Source organism: Legionella sp. km772 (genome assembly GCF_003989735.1).
Taxonomy (GTDB): Bacteria; Pseudomonadota; Gammaproteobacteria; order Legionellales; family Legionellaceae; genus Legionella.
The window spans coordinates 1-2,419 of record NZ_RZGQ01000279.1; the positions used below are offsets into that span (position 1 = coordinate 1).

The following is a 2,419-nucleotide window of genomic DNA, read 5'->3' on the forward strand; positions in this document are numbered from 1 at the left end:
GGCTCTTTTTTTTATAGCTAGCATAGGGCTAACTTTCTATATCATTATCAATGAACTACTTAGTTTCTATTGAATTATTATCTTGATGTACTTAATAATTGAGCTATCAAGTGCTATTGTGATCGCCACTTTTTTAAATCCGCCAATATAACCTTGATATAAGCTTTCTTCGATCAATGATTGTAAGGGTCATAAATACTTTGCCTATTACCATCCGGTGGCAATCTCGCCATGCAGCGCCGGTACAAAGCATCCAACATATTACTTCCATAAATAGAGCGATCCATTTAGGTTTTTTTCTTAGATTAAACTTAAATAAACAGCATAGGAGAAAAGTAGAGCCGGCATGAAACTCCACCTATCCTCGTGAGAACGTGCAAGGGTTTGCCCGATTATCGGGTAAACGATCTTTAAGTGTAGCTCATTTAAATAAATTAGGTAATTGCCATTTTCCATAGTTATTTCCCCCGCTTAATCCGCACTATACTGGCTATAATTATAAAGTCTACCTTTAGACAAACTATCAAGGAGTGATGATGAAAAAAATAATGTTGATTTCCCTTTTTTTAAGTTCATTTAGTTTATTTGCAGTCAGTGCCACAGATTTAACTAAAAATTGGATTTGTACAACCAATGCAAGTAGCAGTGATGTGGCTGCAGATAAAGCGGCTGATGATCAAATGAAAAACACCAAAGGAACAGCAGACGCTTCATTTAAATTTGCAGCAGAACATTGTCGGGATTGTACAAAAATTACCTGTGAAGTAAACGACTAAGTTCTTTGAGAAAAATAGTAAAGAGGTTCTTGGCTTTAATAGAAAACATCAAATAAGGGGCTAGCATATGATTACCATACTTTTAATTATTTTGCTCTTAATGGCCATAGGTGGATTACCCCGTTGGAATTACAGTAAGAATTGGGGCTATGGACCCAGTGGTTTATTAGGTACCGTCTTATTGGTGTTGTTAATCTTACTTTTATTAGGCCGAATTTAATGAATGGGTGATTTTATCACCCTTCAACTCTAATGTAGTTAGGATAATTCTTTGAGGTATTTACCAACTACAACGTTCTGAGTATCCATAGCTCTCCCTTGTTATAAATTAAGAATAATTAAATTTCTTCCGTTGGTTATTTAATTTTGAGCAATCTTAATTAGTTAATGAAGACTATTTTTTAACCAGGAAGTCCTATATATTATATAATTTTCTTGAGGGTGTTTGCCATGAAGGGAATAAGCGATTTTGCTTATGAAGCTTTACATTCAGCTAATGATGGAATAACCATTGTTGATATGAAACAAAAACATCAGCCTCTAGTGTTTATCAACCCATCCTTTGAACAATTAACCGGTTATTCTGCCCATGAAATAATAGGAAAAAATTGCCGCTTTCTGCAAGGCTCTTTACCTCCGCAGCCTGAAACCCATTTAATTCGCCAAGCCCTTAACGAACAAAAAAATTGTCGGGTGATTTTAAGAAATATGAAAAGGGATGGCAGTTTATTTTGGAATGAGCTGAGTTTAGCTCCAATAAAAGAAAATAATCACTTATCTTACTATATCGGAATCCAAAAGGATGTTACTGAGGAGATAATACAAAATCAAACCATCATCCAGGTGTTAGAACAAAATAAAATTGCAGCGATGCGAGAAGCGATTTCCAACTTTGCTGATCAAGTCAGCCAACCCTTGACCGCCATTTCAATTTACAGCAAAGCATGTAGTCTCATCATGGAAAAAGTGGAAGATGGGACGTTTGAATTTTCAAGGATGCACCAAGGCTTAGAAAACATCAAAGCACAAACCCTTATAGCGAATGAAATAACCCGAACCTTAAATGATAATTTTAATGATTTAAATTTTTTTATTGAGCAATTAAACGCTAATGAGTTAATAATTCAGTTAATCAATATAATTAAATACACATGCCCCTATCCAATCCATTTAAATTTAGCGCCGCGATTGCCGGAGATAAAGATTAATCGTGAACACTTGGCGCAGATCCTCCTCAATTTGCTTCGCAATAGCGTTGAGGCCTTCCAACGTTGCGGAATGGATGGGCAAATTACCCTTAGTTCGAGGCATCAAGCTAATTCTATAATCTTGGAAATTATCGATACTGGACCAGGGCTCCCTGATGATTTTATTAATAATGGACCGGTTCCATTCTTTACTTCTAAAACAAGCGGCATAGGTACTGGTTTAGGGATATGTAGAAAATTAATTGAGCTCTATGAAGGGCATATTTCCTTTAACAACGATGAAGTTGGATTAAAGGTAAGTATTCATTTTCCTCTATAACTCATGTTACGCACGGTCAATTTTAAGCTGCCATATTTTTAAGCTCCTGCCAAGCAATCTGGTTCGCTCTAAGAATCAATTTGTACTTAATAGCAAAGTGATTTAAATGAGTTTTT

General features: G+C 35.6%; 3 protein-coding genes. All 3 read left to right on the forward strand.

Going from position 1 to position 2,419, the window contains the following annotated elements; translation table 11 throughout:
* Positions 1–536 precede the first annotated feature (536 nt).
* The 3 genes from ELY15_RS15165 (at position 537) to ELY15_RS15175 (ending at position 2,303) form a co-directional block, all read left to right on the forward strand.
* Positions 537–776 carry a hypothetical protein gene (locus ELY15_RS15165; protein ID WP_127101502.1) on the forward strand — a complete coding sequence of 80 codons (240 nt, stop codon included), beginning with the start codon at positions 537–539 and terminating at the stop codon, positions 774–776.
* Positions 777–843: 67 nt separating this feature from the next.
* The gene (locus ELY15_RS15170) at positions 844–996 is read left to right on the forward strand and encodes a DUF3309 family protein (RefSeq protein ID WP_127101504.1); all 153 of its coding nucleotides are present in this window, start codon (positions 844–846) and stop codon (positions 994–996) included.
* A 230-nt stretch (positions 997–1,226) separates the two neighbouring features.
* Positions 1,227–2,303, forward strand: a complete 1,077-nt coding sequence (locus ELY15_RS15175; protein WP_127101506.1) for a PAS domain-containing protein — start codon at positions 1,227–1,229, stop codon at positions 2,301–2,303.
* The last annotated feature ends 116 nt before the right edge of the window (positions 2,304–2,419 follow it).

What these genes read in the sequence shown, in the direction of transcription:
- ELY15_RS15165 (WP_127101502.1), top strand. Translation starts at nt 537, where the DNA reads ATGAAAAAAATAATGTTGATTTCCCTTTTTTTAAGTTCATTTAGTTTA.
- ELY15_RS15170 (WP_127101504.1), top strand. Translation starts at nt 844, where the DNA reads ATGATTACCATACTTTTAATTATTTTGCTCTTAATGGCCATAGGTGGA.
- ELY15_RS15175 (WP_127101506.1), top strand. Translation starts at nt 1,227, where the DNA reads ATGAAGGGAATAAGCGATTTTGCTTATGAAGCTTTACATTCAGCTAAT.